At 60.9% G+C, this 13,559-nt stretch carries 17 protein-coding genes; 16 read left to right on the forward strand and 1 reads right to left on the reverse strand.

Translation table 11 applies throughout. From position 1 onward, the window contains the following. Positions 1 to 436: 436 nt before the first annotated feature. Entirely contained in the window at positions 437 to 1,423 is a 987-nt protein-coding gene (locus tag J3474_RS07365; protein WP_207093616.1) for an SIS domain-containing protein, read from the reverse strand. 430 nt (positions 1,424 to 1,853) lie between these two features. On the opposite strand from J3474_RS07365, the gene J3474_RS22970 reads away from it, so the two are divergent. The 16 genes from J3474_RS22970 (at position 1,854) to J3474_RS07445 (ending at position 13,437) form a co-directional block, all read left to right on the forward strand. After that, positions 1,854 to 2,138: a hypothetical protein gene (locus J3474_RS22970; RefSeq protein ID WP_308632764.1), complete on the forward strand. Its 285-nt coding sequence runs from the start codon at positions 1,854 to 1,856 to the stop codon at positions 2,136 to 2,138. 120 nt (positions 2,139 to 2,258) lie between these two features. After that, positions 2,259 to 2,876: a sterol desaturase family protein gene (locus tag J3474_RS07375; RefSeq protein ID WP_207093617.1), complete on the forward strand. Its 618-nt coding sequence runs from the start codon at positions 2,259 to 2,261 to the stop codon at positions 2,874 to 2,876. 168 nt (positions 2,877 to 3,044) lie between these two features. Next, entirely contained in the window at positions 3,045 to 3,302 is a 258-nt protein-coding gene (locus tag J3474_RS07380; RefSeq protein WP_256437831.1) for a recombinase family protein, read from the forward strand. Further along, complete coding sequence (locus tag J3474_RS07385) at positions 3,239 to 3,514, forward strand: hypothetical protein (RefSeq protein WP_207093747.1); 276 nt, start codon at positions 3,239 to 3,241, stop codon at positions 3,512 to 3,514. The genes J3474_RS07380 and J3474_RS07385 overlap by 64 nt, the downstream gene beginning before the upstream one ends. Beyond that, complete coding sequence (locus tag J3474_RS07390; RefSeq protein WP_207093618.1) at positions 3,511 to 3,684, forward strand: hypothetical protein; 174 nt, start codon at positions 3,511 to 3,513, stop codon at positions 3,682 to 3,684. The genes J3474_RS07385 and J3474_RS07390 overlap by 4 nt, the downstream gene beginning before the upstream one ends. A 213-nt stretch (positions 3,685 to 3,897) precedes the next feature. Next, complete coding sequence (gene trbB, locus J3474_RS07395) at positions 3,898 to 4,860, forward strand: P-type conjugative transfer ATPase TrbB (protein WP_207093619.1); 963 nt, start codon at positions 3,898 to 3,900, stop codon at positions 4,858 to 4,860. Between the two features lie 20 nt (positions 4,861 to 4,880). Beyond that, positions 4,881 to 5,213, forward strand: coding sequence for a TrbC/VirB2 family protein (locus J3474_RS07400; protein ID WP_207093620.1), 333 nt, complete (start codon positions 4,881 to 4,883; stop codon positions 5,211 to 5,213). Next, the gene (locus J3474_RS07405) at positions 5,213 to 5,485 is read left to right on the forward strand and encodes a VirB3 family type IV secretion system protein (RefSeq protein ID WP_013831312.1); all 273 of its coding nucleotides are present in this window, start codon (positions 5,213 to 5,215) and stop codon (positions 5,483 to 5,485) included. The genes J3474_RS07400 and J3474_RS07405 overlap by 1 nt, the downstream gene beginning before the upstream one ends. Beyond that, positions 5,482 to 7,908: a conjugal transfer protein TrbE gene (gene trbE / locus J3474_RS07410; RefSeq protein WP_207093621.1), complete on the forward strand. Its 2,427-nt coding sequence runs from the start codon at positions 5,482 to 5,484 to the stop codon at positions 7,906 to 7,908. Before J3474_RS07405 ends, trbE begins: the two co-directional genes overlap by 4 nt. Before the next feature lie 6 nt (positions 7,909 to 7,914). Further along, the gene (gene trbJ, locus J3474_RS07415) at positions 7,915 to 8,637 is read left to right on the forward strand and encodes a P-type conjugative transfer protein TrbJ (protein WP_207093622.1); all 723 of its coding nucleotides are present in this window, start codon (positions 7,915 to 7,917) and stop codon (positions 8,635 to 8,637) included. A 1-nt stretch (position 8,638) separates the two neighbouring features. After that, on the forward strand, positions 8,639 to 8,896 hold the full coding sequence (gene trbK-alt / locus J3474_RS23000) for a putative entry exclusion protein TrbK-alt (RefSeq protein WP_207093623.1): 258 nt from the start codon (positions 8,639 to 8,641) through the stop codon (positions 8,894 to 8,896). Beyond that, positions 8,893 to 10,176 (forward strand): P-type conjugative transfer protein TrbL, encoded by a 1,284-nt coding sequence (trbL, locus tag J3474_RS07425; protein WP_207093624.1) that lies wholly within the window; start codon positions 8,893 to 8,895, stop codon positions 10,174 to 10,176. Before trbK-alt ends, trbL begins: the two co-directional genes overlap by 4 nt. A gap of 3 nt (positions 10,177 to 10,179) precedes the next feature. Further along, entirely contained in the window at positions 10,180 to 10,863 is a 684-nt protein-coding gene (trbF, locus tag J3474_RS07430; protein ID WP_207093625.1) for a conjugal transfer protein TrbF, read from the forward strand. After that, positions 10,860 to 11,876, forward strand: a complete 1,017-nt coding sequence (trbG, locus tag J3474_RS07435) for a P-type conjugative transfer protein TrbG (protein ID WP_207093626.1) — start codon at positions 10,860 to 10,862, stop codon at positions 11,874 to 11,876. The genes trbF and trbG overlap by 4 nt, the downstream gene beginning before the upstream one ends. Continuing rightward, entirely contained in the window at positions 11,873 to 13,213 is a 1,341-nt protein-coding gene (locus J3474_RS07440; protein WP_207093627.1) for a TrbI/VirB10 family protein, read from the forward strand. The genes trbG and J3474_RS07440 overlap by 4 nt, the downstream gene beginning before the upstream one ends. Further along, the gene (locus tag J3474_RS07445) at positions 13,210 to 13,437 is read left to right on the forward strand and encodes a DUF2274 domain-containing protein (protein WP_207093628.1); all 228 of its coding nucleotides are present in this window, start codon (positions 13,210 to 13,212) and stop codon (positions 13,435 to 13,437) included. The genes J3474_RS07440 and J3474_RS07445 overlap by 4 nt, the downstream gene beginning before the upstream one ends. The last annotated feature ends 122 nt before the right edge of the window (positions 13,438 to 13,559 follow it).

Consider the following 13,559-nt stretch of genomic DNA (forward strand, 5'->3'; position numbering starts at 1 on the left):
TCAATGCACCTTGGTATAAGCTTTGTGGTAATCCACGCTGATGTGATAATCGTAAGACATGGGTGCATCTCCATTGCCGAGGAGGTTCGGCAATCCTTCATAGGCTCGTGACGCCACGAGGGGATGCACTCTTGTCTCAAGGGTGATTATCTCACCGCTCCATTCCGTCATTGAAGTAAGGCACTTTCATACCGGCTCCTGTATGGATCGCTCCAGACCCACCTTGGCAAATCAAGGCCGTCGGGGGGCGGTCACATCATCAAAGTCCCTTGCCGGTATTGATCAGATGGTGCAGGCGAGACCTGCAGGTACACTGCGCCGCCTCCACTGCTCATGCCTTAGCTCGTAAATCAGGGTGTCGCTTGATAGCTGATCGGCAGCGCCCGGATCGGCGCTATCGGCCAAGGAATGATAATCGCGCGGCGTCGGCCCGGCTTCAGGCAATGCCGACACCCACGATGTCATGCATGTGAACGACCCCGACGAGCTTGCCGGCCTCGACAACGAACAGCACCGAGACCGAATTGTCGTTCATGATGCGCAGCGCTTCGGGCAGCAGAACATTACCGGGGACGGCGACCGGATCGGTGGACATGTGATTGCCGATGGTATCCGCCAGATTGTTGACGACGATGCAGCGGCGCAGGTCGCCATCGGTAAAGACGCCGATCAGCATGTCGTTCTCGTCGACCACTGCCGTGCAGCCGTAGCGCTTGCGGCTCATTTCCAGTGTTGCGTTGACCAGCGTCGCATTGCGATGAACGCGCGGGATGGCATCGCCGATGCCCATGATTTCCGTCACGGTGGCAAGCTGTGCGCCAAGACGCCCACCGGGATGGAAGACGCGGAAATCCGAAGGCGTGAAACCGCGCGCCTCGATCAGGGCCACGGCCAGGGCGTCGCCCAGGACAAGCTGCAGCGTGGTCGATGACGTGGGCGCCAGTTCGTTCGGGCAGGCTTCGCGCACGACAGGCAGCTGCAGGCAGATATCGGCGGCGCGGCCCGCGGTGCTGTCGGGGTGCGCGGTCGCGACGATCAGTTCCACGCCGTAGTGCCGGCAATAGTGGAAGATGTCGTTCAGTTCCTTGGTCTCGCCAGACCAGGTGATGGCCAGCACAACGTCGTCGCGGCCGATGACGCCGAGGTCGCCGTGGCTGGCTTCACCGGGGTGAAGGAACAGGGCGGAGGTTCCCGTGGAGCGCATGGTCGCGGCGATCTTGCGCGCGATGTGGCCGCTCTTGCCCATGCCTGTAACGACGATGCGGCCGCGGGTATTGGCAAAGACATTGATCGCCTTTTCAACGGCATCGCTTAGGACTTGGCTTTGCAGCGCAGCACGCAAGGTCGCGAGCGCCTGCATCTCGATATCCAGAGTCTTGAGCGCAGATGCAGTATGGCGCGTCTGCAAAGTTTCGATTTTCATAGGCCCCCAAAAAACGCAACTATTACATGTAGATAACAAATTATGATCAATGCAAAGTCAATTTATTTGGCGCCCCTGTTGAAGAGGGATTTATATTTGAAGCCGCTGAGGATTGCCAGCGATTTTAAGTCAAGCCAAGGGTCGTCTACACAGCTAATGTCGCGATGCAGCATATACGTGAAAATTGCTGCGTTCCAGATGTTGCAGCAATTTAAGGTATAACGACATGATCCTGTGCAGACCGGAGATTGAGATGAGCCGCCCTATGTTCACGATAGCCGTGCCTTGCGTCATCGAAAGCGAATCGTTGGCTCTTTGCCTCGCCGAACAACTCGGCGAGTTTGCGCGCAGACTAGACCTCCTGCTCATTTTCAAGAGCTGATTCGACAAGGCTAATCGAAGCTCAGGCTGGTCCATTCGTGGAGTTGGCATGCACGAGCGTCTGCGCATCCTCGAGAAAGTGCGCAGCGAAACCAGCGTTCCCGTACTGACCGACGTGCATGAGCCGGCGCAGGACGTGCCAGTCGCCGAAGTGGTCGCCGTGCTGCAGACCTCTGCGTTTTTGGTGCGTCAGACCGATTTCATCGCCGCCGTTGCCGGGTCGGGCGAGCCGGCCAACATCAAGAAAGCCGAATTCATAGCCTTGAGGCCATTTCGGCAGTATGCCGGGGAATGCCACGGTCATATCTCTTGTTCGGCAAGCATAGGAATTTAAGGGTTCTTTTCCGAGTTATGCCAGCCTCATTTTTCACGTTGCAGATTAATCAAGAATTATGCCGCATTGCAGCATATTGTGTTGACAACGTAGAGCCACTGCTGTCGAGAAAGTCTTCTGATGCGTGATCCTCGAACCAGTCCCCAGCGCGTTCAGCTGTTCGAGAACCGGCAGCTCGAGAAGCTCACTCTCATCTCGCCGCGCGGGTTCGTCCTGGTCTGGAGCATCGCGCTCCCCTTCATTGCATGGACGGGTTGGGGCGCGGCAGGCGCAGCCTACGGGGCGTTCCTCTTTGCGCTCGGCCTGCTGGTCTGGTCACTGTTCGAGTATGCGATGCACCGGTTCCTGTTCCACTGGGATTCCGATGCCGCGCCGATCAAATGGCTGGTCTTTGCCGTCCACGGCAATCACCACACCACTCCGAACGATCCGCTGCGCAACCTGATGCCGCCGCTCGTCAGCCTGCCCATCAGCGCTGCCGTGTGGGCAACCTGCGTGGCCCTGATCGGCATGGCGGGCACCTGGCTCTTCCTGGGCTTCATCATCGGCTACGTCGGATACGACGTGGTCCACTACGCCTGCCACCAATGGCCCATGCGCGGCCGCATCGGCAAGGCGATCAAGCGCCACCATATGCGTCACCACCACGTTGACGAAGAAGGAAACTACGCGATCACAGCGATCTTCTGGGACCGCATGTTCGGAAGTAGCGTGCGCGAGATAAAGAAGGCCCAGTAAGTTCCCTGCTTCCCGGATTTGCCGGTATGGCTTGCTAGGGTCCGCTTTTGCCGAAGCGCGGACGGCACTAGCACGTCGCTTGAGCGCCGGGCGAGGACAAACACGATTTCCCGATAGTTCGACGCCATGAAATTGGGCTACGTGCGCACAAGCACAAGGTAAGCAAGCCTGACTGCCCAACTCCAGGCCAATCGTGCGGCCGCCGCCGCAAGGATCTCGGAGGGGCACGGAATATCGGATTCCGCCGTCCTCAAGCCCGCCTACTCAGAAATGTGCAAGCACGCCCGCCCCGGCGACGATTTCATTGTTTGGCGCCTCGGCCGCCTGTCCCGCTCGCACATCACTCTTATTGAGCTTGGAGGATGCAGTTCAGCTTGGGGAGTTTCCCGGAAAGCTTTGCGGCAGTCAGTGGTCACCGTCTTCTGAATGTTTCCATTTCTCCGATTGAACGGCGCGTTGCCGTCCGCCGGTGCCCTCGCGGCACGCTCTTTATCGAGACGGACATTCATCTTCGTGCTCAGTGTGCGTTGCGCCGATCGTTTGGTCAGCTCCGCAAGGATACCGCGACCAAGCTGGTGGTATGGCGCGCTGAGAAGGTCCCGGAAGGCCTCGCCATACTCACCCTGCCCGAGCATTGACGCCGACGGTTGCCTGCATCGAAACCGATGGAACGCGCCGTCCAGCAGGAGGTGAAACGGCGCACGGTAAAGGTCTTTCCAGCGGAGGCGCGCAGCTGCGGCTCGTTAGCGCCATTCGCGCCGAGATCGACGAACAATGGACCTCCTACATCAAGGCCCATTTCAAGTGAGAATGCCATAATGTCCGGCCTGCTCACAAATGAAATTCCAGATAATAGATTGCTCAGTGGATCAGAATCCTGGGCTGACCTACGCCATTGGCTGTTTCTGTTCGCTAGAGTACGCCGGCCGCTTATCCTTGTTGAACTTACTGAATTTCTGCGCCTTTTAGTCATCCCGATCGAAGATCAGGCCCTTTGCCTGACACCTGGATGGGAATTGCTATGGCTGGACAGCAAATCCGAAAAGGAGCTGGATCGCGCAGTGCGCGCATGCTGCGCACGGCGATGGGCGATGCGATTGCGGGATGGCTCGGCGATCCCGCAATCATCGAAATCATGCTCAATCCGGACGGCCGCCTCTGGGTCGAGCGTTTGGGCAAAGGCGTCAGCGATAGCGGCCTGTCACTAGCTCCTTCCGATGGCGAGCGGATCATTCGCCTTGTTGCCCATCATGTCGGCGTGGATGTGCACGACCGACGCCCCCGGGTTTCCGCCGAACTTCCCGAAACCGGCGAACGTTTCGAAGGCTTGCTGCCGCCCGTAGTCATCGCGCCGATCTTTGCTATCCGCAAACCCGCCGTCATCGTCTTCACGCTCGGCGACTATTGCGATGCAGCCATCATGACCCGGGACCAGGCCGAGACGATGAGGCGAGCCGTCGCCGATCGGTGCAACATCCTGGTCGCTGGCGGAACGGGCACTGGCAAGACCACGCTTGCCAACGCCCTGCTCACAGAAGTGGCAAATGCAGCAGACCGCGTGGTCCTGATCGAGGACACGCGCGAGCTTCAATGCACTGCGCCAAACATGGTCTCCCTGCGCACCAAGGATGGGGTTGCTTCGCTAGCAGATCTCGTGCGTTCCAGTCTGCGCCTGCGGCCCGATCGCATCCCGATCGGGGAAGTGCGCGGCCCCGAGGCGCTCGACCTTCTCAAAGCATGGGGCACAGGCCATCCCGGCGGCATCGGCACAATCCATGCGGGAAGCGCTATTGGTGCGCTGCGGCGCATGGAGCAGCTGATCCAGGAAGCTGTCGTCACAGTACCGCGCGCGCTGATCGCAGAGACAATCGACCTGATTGCTGTGCTGGTCCGCGATGGCCACGGCCGGCGCTTGGCCGAACTCGCACGGGTCGATGGGCTTGATCCCGCAACTGGCGACTATCGCCTCACCCTTTATCCCTAACAGACTGATGGAGACCTTCCATGACCCATGCATCCAAGCGCGGTACCCGGCACACCGCACTTCTTGCAACCACCGGACTTGTCACGTTCACCCTGTCCACGCCCGCTTTCGCATCCGGCTCATCAATGCCGTGGGAAGCGCCCCTTGAGTCCATCCTCCAAAGCATTGAAGGCCCGGTCGCCAAGATCGTCGCGGTGATCATCATCATCGTCACCGGTCTCAGCCTCGCTTTCGGCGATACTTCGGGCGGATTTCGCAGGTTGATCCAGATTATTTTCGGTCTTTCGATCGCGTTTGCGGCGAGTTCCTTCTTCCTCTCCTTCTTCAGCTTCGGCGGCGGAGCCCTCGTATAATGGCCGAACCTGCCGAGCCGATCCCGGGCTACTTCGCCCCGGTTCACAGAGCACTCACCGAGCCGATCCTGCTAGGCGGCGCGCCGCGCTCGCTTGCCATCGTCAATGGAACCCTCGCTGGCGCTATTGGGCTTGGCCTGCGCCTGTGGATCGCGGGCCTGGCGCTTTGGGTCATCGGCCATGCCCTGTCGGTCTGGGCAGCGCGGCACGATCCCCAGTTCGCCGAAGTCGCCCGCCGGCACCTTCGCTATCCGGCATGGATGCGGCCATGATGAATCTAGCCGAATATCGCAGGCGCTGTGATTGCCTAGCCGATTTCCTGCCCTGGGCTGCATTGGTGGCGCCGGGCGTGGTGCTCAACAAGGACGGTTCGTTTCAGCGCACGCTGCGCTTTCGCGGCCCAGATCTCGACAGTTCGACACCGGCCGAACTCGTCGCCGTCACGGCGCGGCTCAACAATGTGCTGCGCCGCCTCGGAACAGGTTGGGCGATTTTCGTCGAGGCACAGCGCATTCCGGCACTGGCCTATCCCGACTGTGACTTCCCCGATCCTGTTTCCGCGCTGGTCGACCAGGAGCGTTGCGAACAATTCCGAGAAGATGGGCGACACTTCGAGAGCTGCTATTATTTGACCCTGCTTTGGATGCCGCCCGCCGAAGATGCGGCTCGCGCGGAAAGCTGGCTCTACGAAGGACGGACAAGCAAGGGCGTTGATCCCGGCGAACTGCTCAAGGGCTATACCGACCGCACGAACCGGTTGGTTCAGTTGATCGAAGGCTTTGTGTCACAAGTCGCCTGGCTCGACGACGAAGGCACCCTCACCTACCTCCATTCCACGATTTCCACCAAACGCCAGTGCGTGCGCGTCCCGGAAACTCCGATGCATCTGGACGCCTTGCTCGCCGACGAGCCGCTCACTGGCGGCCTCGAGCCCAAGCTAGGCGATCATCACTTGCGGACATTGACGGTGACGGGATTTCCGAGCGTCACCTTTCCGGGCCTGCTCGATGAACTCGATGCGCAAGGGTTCGAATACCGCTGGTCAACGCGGGCGATCATGCTCGACAAGGCCGATGCGACCAAGGCTATCACGAAGATCCGCCGGCAGTGGTTTGCCAAACGCAAGTCGGTTGCAGCCATCCTCAAGGAGGTGATGACCAACGAGGCATCAGTCCTCCTCGACAACGATGCATCGAACAAGGCGGCCGACGCCGATCTCGCGCTCCAGGAACTGGGTGCCGACCATGCCGGCATGGCTTATGTCACGGCCACGGTTACGGTCTGGGACCATGACCCGGCAGTAGCGGCAGAAAAACTTCGCCTTGCCGAGAAGGTCATCCAGTCCCGCGACTTCACTGTCATTACCGAGACCGTGAACGCCCTCGAAGCCTGGTTCGGAAGTGTTCCGGGTCATGTCTACGCCAATGTCCGAACACCTCCCATTTCCACTCTCAACCTCGCCCACCTGATCCCCCTGTCAGCGATTTGGGCGGGGCCGGAACGGGACGAACATTTCAATGCGCCTCCCTTGCTTTACGGCAAAGCCGAAGGTTCCACCCCGTTCCGGTTTTCCCTTCATGCAGGCGATGTCGGTCATACGCTGATCGTCGGGCCAACGGGCGCGGGCAAGTCAGTGCTTCTCGCCCTCATGGCGCTGCAGTTTCGCCGATATGCGAACAGCCAGATTTTCGCCTTCGACTTTGGCGGATCGATCCGCGCTGCAGCCCTCGCCATGGGCGGTGACTGGCAGGATCTGGGCGGCACCTCGCAGCACGATGGCACGCAAGGCGTGGACCTGCAGCCCCTGGCGCGGATCGACGATGCACAGGAACGGGCGTGGGCGGCCGACTGGCTCGCTGCGATCCTGACTGGCGAGAGCGTGCAGATCGATCCGCATGCCCGCGAGCATATCTGGAGCGCGCTCACCTCACTGGCCTGCGCGCCCCGAGAAGAGCGGACAATGACCGGCCTTGCAGTGCTCCTGCAATCGCAGGCGCTCAAGGCGGCTCTGGCGCCCTGGTGCCTTGGCGGTGCGCGCGGCCATTTGCTCGATGCCGAGAGCGAAGACCTTGGACAAGCCAGTATGCAGGCGTTCGAGACCGAAGGCCTTGTCGGATCCGGGGCGGCAGCCGCGGTCCTCTCCTATCTGTTTCATCGGATCGAAGGCCGGCTCGATGGACGCCCGACCCTCATCGTGATCGATGAAGGCTGGCTGGTTCTGGACAGTCCGGCCTTTGCCGCGCAGCTCAAGCAATGGCTCAAGACCTTGCGCAAGAAGAACGCGAGCGTCGTTTTTGCAACGCAGAGCCTTGCCGACATTGAAGGTTCCGGCATCGCCAGTTCGATTATCGAGAGCTGCCCGACGCGGATTTTCCTTCCCAACGACCGGGCCTGCGAGCCGCAGATAACCAGAATCTACGAGCGTTTCGGGCTCAATGCCCGGCAGATCGAGATCCTGAGCCGGGCCACACCCAAGCGCGACTATTATTGCCAGTCGCAAGGCGGCAATCGCCTGTTTGAACTCGGCCTTGGCGAGATCGCTCTCGCCTTCACAGCCGCCTCCTCGAAATCGGACCAGCTGCGCATCACGCAAATCGTCGAGGCGCATGGTCGCGATGCTTTCGCGCATCAATGGCTGCGTCATCGCGGTCTTGGCTGGGCTGCAGACCTCCTCCCCCCCAAACCAACTGGATGATCCATCATGACCCAAACCCGCCTGCGCCACGCCGTGATGGCCGGAACTTTCGTATCCATGATAACGGCAAGCTGCGTGACTGCCCCGCTAGCCCATGCGCTGTTCGGGTTCGGGGACGTCGTCTACGATCCCACCAATTACGCGCAAAACGTGCTGACGGCCGTGCGCTCGCTTGAGCAGATCAACAACCAGATCCGCCAGATCCAGAACCAGGCAACATCGCTGCTCAACGAAGCGAGAAACCTGGAAAGCCTGCCAACCTCGACACTTTCAACTTTGCAGGCCCAGGTGCAGCAAACCCAGAGCCTGCTTGCCCGGGCCCAGCGCGTTGCCTTCAATGTCGAGACTATCCAGCAGGCCTTTGCCGATCGCTACAAGGGCGATGCGCTAAGCGGCAGTGACACCCAAATGGTCGCCAATGCCGATGCGCGCTGGAACGACAGCGTTGCTGCATTCGAAGATGCGCTGACCGTTCAGGCTGGGATCGTTGGTAACATCGATGGCGCGCGTTCTTCGATCAATACGCTGGTAACCGCAAGCCAGTCGGCGGCAGGCGCGCTGCAGGCGGCCCAGGCGGGCAACCAGCTACTCGCGTTGCAGTCACAGCAGCTTGCCGACCTGTCCGCCGCCGTTGTGGCGCAAGGAAGAGCCCAGACCCTGGAAGCAGCCAACGATGCGGCAACCGAGGCAGAAGGGCGTCAGCGTTTCCGTCGGTTTCGCGGGCAATGACATGAGCCGGATAGGCAAGCTCGCATTGCTGGCCGCTCTTGGCGGTTTGGTGGCGGCGATCGCGATCCTGGGAGCGCGATCGCCCACCGTTGACCGGTACAAAACGGTGGCATCCGATCTTCCCATTTCACAGCTGCCCAAGCAAGCCCCGGCTCGCTGTCGAACGATTACCCAGCCCGATGCCGCATGCTCCGCTGCCTGGGAAGAACGGCGAAACCGCTTCTTTGGAAGCGAGGAAAGAATAGGCCGGCGGCCATGAACGATGCAGGCGTCATCGACAGCTTTCTCGCTGTCTTCACCACCTACATCGACAGCGGATTTGGCCTGCTCGGCGGCGAAGTCGGCTTCCTGTCATCTACCCTCATTGCGATCGATGTGACCCTCGCAGCCCTGTTCTGGGCATGGGGCGGTGATGAGGATGTGCTGCAGCGCCTTATCAAAAAGACGCTTTATATCGGCATGTTCGCCTGGATCGTCGGCAACTTCTCGCATCTCGCAGACATCCTGTTCAAGAGCTTCGCTGCGCTCGGGCTCAAGGCCAGTGGCGGCGGGATGAGCTTAGCTGATTTCATGAAACCCGGCTCCGTTGCCGGCACCGGTCTCGACGCTGCCCAGCCCCTGCTCGATGCGACTGCCGACCTGCTGGGACCGATCGGCCTGTTCACCAACTTCGTGCAGATTGTGATCCTGCTGCTCGCCTGGGTGATCGTCGTCATCGCCTTCTTCATTCTTGCGATCCAGGTGTTCATCACCATCGTCGAGTTCAAGCTGGTTACGCTTGCCGGCTTCGTGCTGGTTCCCTTTGCCTTTTTCGGGCGGACCGCGTTCATGGCCGAACGCGTTCTGGGCCATGTCATTTCCTCAGGGATCAAGCTGATGACGCTGGCCGTCATAACCGGGATCGGTACGACGCTGTTCAACCAGTTCACCAATGCCGGGCTTGGGCCCGAACCAACGGTCGAGCAGGTGATGGCGATAGCCCTTGCCGCGCTGACCCTGCTTGGCCTCGGGATATTTGCGCCCGGAATTGCCAACGGCATCGTTTCGGGTGGACCGCAACTGGGGGCGGGTGCTGCTGCAGGAACCGCCCTTGCCGCAGGCGGCGCCTTGGTGGGCGGCGCGGCAGGAGCAAGGCTTGCCGCCGGCGCAGCTGCAGGGGCTGCTTCAGGCACGGCCATGGGCGGTGCACGCGCGGCAGGCGCCACCTCGGCGGCCTATGCCGGTGGGGCCGCCGGCCGCAGCGGGGCCGGTTCTGTGTCTGGCGGTCTCGCCAATGTCGCAAGGACTGCCGGGCATGCAGCCACGTCGCCGCTGCGCCGCGCTTCGCAGAGTCTGAAGGAGGCCTACGCCAGTGGCCGCGACGGCGTGACCACGCCCGCAGCCAAAGCTTCGGACAACGCTGCAGGTCCGCCCCGCTGGGCCAGGTCGATGCGTCAGCGTCAAGCCATGTCTCAGAGCGCGGCAAGCGCTGCCCACGCCCTGAGATCCGGCGACAGCCATGGCGGCGGTGCAGCCCCCGACATTTCAGAAAAGGACTGACGCATGTTTCGACGACCCTCGATCCGATACGCCAGGAGCCCTGAGGCTGTGACACCCTATCAGCGTGCCAGCCAGGTCTGGGACGATCGCATTGGCTCCGCGCGCGTCCAGGCCCGGAACTGGCGCCTTGCCTTTTTCGGCTGCCTTGCCCTTTCAGGAGGTTTGGCGACCGGCCTTGTCGTGCAGTCGCTGCGGGGCCGGGTTGTGCCGTGGGTCGTAGAAGTCGACAAGCTTGGAGAAGCAAGGGCCATCGCATCTGCTGAAGCAGGATACACGCCGTCCGACCCCCAGATCGCTTTCCAGCTTGCACGTTTTATCGAAGAAGTTCGTTCGATTCCGGCCGACCCGGTCGTGCTGCGCCAGAATTGGCTGCGCGCTTACGACTTTGCCAGCGAGAAGGGCGCGCTTGCGCTCAATGACTATGCCCGGACCAATGACCCATTCGCCCATGTCGGCAAGAAGCAGGTCGCTGTCGATGTGTCGAGCGTGATCCGCGCTTCGCCTGACAGTTTTCGTATCGCATGGACCGAGCGGCGATATGTCGATGGCGCACTGGCAGACACCACGCGCTGGTCGGCGATCGTCACGGTCGTGATGCGCGAGGCACGTAGTGTCGATGCGCTGCGCAAGAACCCGCTTGGCCTTTTCGTCAATGCTTTCAACTGGTCGAAGGAACTCAGCCAATGACCCGAACCTGTCCCCTGGGCCTTCTGGCTCTGCTGGCTCCGGCCCTTGTCATCAGCGGATGCAGTCACGTTCAGGCCAGACCTGCAGATCCGGCACCCGTCCTGCGACCTGCGTTCGAACAGGAAAGGCAAGTCCCGCAGGTCGCGATCGTAAGCGTACCAGCTCCGCTTCCGCTCCCAGGGCAATTAAAGCCCATCCCAAAAGCAGAACCAATTTCGCCGCGTGGGCGGCATCCTGCCGAACCGCACCGCCGCGTGGACAGCGCTAATGATGCTGCCCGCATGCAACCGGAAAAAAGCGGTTGGCTCAATGCCATCCAGCAATACCCCTATGCCGATGGTGCGCTCTACCAAGTCTACGCCGCTCCCGGCCAGGTCACCGATATCGCGCTGCAGGCAGGCGAGGAACTGTCCTCGCAAGGACCTGTTGCTGCCGGCGACACGGTGCGTTGGATCATCGGCGATACGATCAGTGGTATTGGCGCTGCCAAACAGGTCCACATCCTAGTGAAGCCGATACGGCCCGACATCGCCACGAACCTTGTCATCAATACGAACCGGCGCACATACCACATCGAGCTCAAGGCAACGCTGGCGACTTACATGGCAGCCGTTTCCTGGACCTATCCGCAGGACGAGTTGTTCGCCATGCGCAGGGCCCAGGCCCGGCGCATAGAGGCTGCGCCGATCGCATCAGGCATCGATCTTGCCGCGCTCGATTTCCATTACCGGATCGATGGCGACAGGCCCTCGTGGCGCCCCTTGCGCGTCTTCGACGATGGACGGCAGGCCTATATCGAGTTTCCGGCATCGATTTCGACCGACGAGATGCCGCCGCTTTTCGTGAGCGGAGCCGATGGTTCGAGCGAACTCGTCAATTACCGGGTTGAAGGCCGATACATGGTTGTCGACAGGCTCTTTTCCCTAGCCGAGCTCAGGCTCGGCACAAATAAGAGCCAACAGCGCGTCCGGATCGAGCGGCAACGCGCCAAAGCCACGCGCCGGCCCTCATGACCGACAGTGTCGACAAAGCGCCCAATGCCGGTGCGCCGGAAGCAAGTCCCCCTGCCCGACCCCAAACCGCTCAAAAAGCTCCAAGGCAGGACCAGCAAAAGGAGCAGCAGCAGGAAACTCCTACCGACACCAAGCCGCAAGATGCGCTGACATCACCCGAAGTTTTCCGGCTGCGGGCCGATCCACCCAAAGTGATGCGCCTGTCGCGCAAGACATTGGCGATTGCTGGCACGGTAGCCGGCTGCGTGATTGGCGGCGCGCTGATCTACGCGCTGCAACCGATCGACCGCGAACAGGCACCCAACCTTTATGACGGTGCAAGCCAAAATCGCGTCGAGGCGGTGACCTCGGCTCCTGCCGATTATGCCCAAGCGCCCAAGCTTGGCCCGCCTCTCCCCGGAGATCTGGGCCGCCCCATTCTGGCTGCGCGCGAGGCTGGAAAGGACGTTCCTGCCCCAGCCATGGGAGCAGAGGCAAAGCGCAATCCACGGGCCATTGCCGAGCAGCAAGCGCGTGAACGGGAAAGGCAAGAACACGATTCAGCGCGAACAAGCGCTCTGTTTGCCGGTAACCCCCGATCGGGTTCGACGCCGGCCCAATCAGCAATGATGCGCGATGTGAGCGCGTCCATGGGCGAGACAGCCAATTCAAAGCAGCCTTTACCCGCCCCGGCCGCTTCTGACGGACAGGACCGCAAGCGTGCCTTTCTGAAGGCCGACAAGGATCGCAGGTTCGTCAGAACCGAACGGGTCAGCCCGCCCTTCTCGGCATACGTCCTTCAGGCAGGCAGCGTGATTCCTGCCGCCCTGATCACTGCCATTCGCTCGGACTTGCCGGGCACGATCACCGCGCAAGTGACACAGAACGTCTACGACAGCGCAACGGGACGCCTGCTTCTCATTCCCCAGGGTTCGCGACTGATCGGTGAATACGACAGCTCGGTTTCGGCAGGACAGCGCCGGGTCCTTCTGGCCTGGGACCGACTGATCGTGCCAGGTGGCCGCTCGATAGCGCTCGATCGCCAGCCCGGAACTGATCCGGCAGGCGCTGCAGGGCTAGAGGACCGCACCAATCATCATTGGGGTAGCGTGTTCAGGGCCGCGCTCATCTCAACGCTGCTAGGCGTAGGAACAGAGCTGACAACAAACAGCGATGACGAACTGGCGCGGGCGCTTCGCTACGGCACACAGGGCACGATCAACCAGGCCGGACAGCAAATCGTCGGCCGAGAAATCAACATCGCGCCGACCCTCGCGATCCGCCCCGGTTTCCCCTTGCGTGTCCTCGTTACACACGACCTCGTCATTGAACCGGCCCCAGAAAGGGATTTACCATGACCAAACTGCGACTTGGACCGATCGAAGATGACAAACCGGTGAAGGTGACGATTGAGATGCCCGCTCATATTTTGCGTGATCTGGCAGAGTACGCCCGTCTTCATGCAGAAGAAAACAACCAGGGCGAGGCCATGCCCGCCGAGCGGCTGATCGCCCCGATGATCGAGCGTTTCATGGGAACCGATCGAGGTTTTGCCCGCAAGAGAAGATCGCGCGGGAATTAAAACATGTTAAGCGCGGTTATCAGCGCTTGCGATTTATTCTCAAGAAGGCAGCTTGGTCGGGCGTCAGCTCCCAGCAAGGCGCACGACCGGGTCTCGGTACGTATGTCCAGGCCTTGTGCTAA

Source organism: Novosphingobium sp. PY1, from assembly GCF_017312445.1.
Classification (GTDB): domain Bacteria; phylum Pseudomonadota; class Alphaproteobacteria; order Sphingomonadales; family Sphingomonadaceae; genus Novosphingobium.